The organism is Pseudomonas sp. SIMBA_067, from assembly GCF_046534675.1.
GTDB classification, from domain to species: domain Bacteria; phylum Pseudomonadota; class Gammaproteobacteria; order Pseudomonadales; family Pseudomonadaceae; genus Aquipseudomonas; species Aquipseudomonas putida.
Genome location: NZ_JAWRYH010000072.1, coordinates 1 through 410 on the forward strand (window position 1 = coordinate 1; position 410 = coordinate 410).

Here is a 410-nt window from a genome sequence, read left to right on the forward strand (position 1 = left end):
TTGTTGGTGACCAGGCCTAGCGGCAGGCCTTTAGCCTGCAACGCGCCCAACGTATCGGCAACGTGCGGGAACAAAAACGTCCCCTCTTCGGCAACCTCGCCATAGTAGCGATCGAACAGTTTACGCAGAATACGTACCTGTTCTTCTGCCGGAATGTCGTCATCAACGGGCGGTTTACCCATTGTTTTACGCTGAGTCGCACGTTCCTGACGCGCCCAGGTCAATGCGCGCTCCATCAGAACATCTGCGCCGTTACCAATCCAGGTAATAACGCGTTCTTCACCTGCGACGGGCAACTCCAGCGCATACAGCGCCATATCTACCGCAGCAGCAAGACCGGGAGCACTGTCGACCAGCGTACCATCAAGATCAAAAGCGACGCCGCGAATATCTTCAAACTTATTCATGAC

Annotated in this window: 1 protein-coding gene; it reads right to left on the bottom strand. The window is 54.9% G+C overall.

All coding sequences use genetic code 11. The features are described 5' to 3' along the window. Positions 1 to 407, bottom strand: a 407-nt coding sequence (locus tag SB765_RS28140; RefSeq protein WP_410932288.1) for an HAD family hydrolase, incomplete at its 3' end; no start/stop codon positions are given. Between the last annotated feature and the right edge of the window lie 3 nt (positions 408 to 410).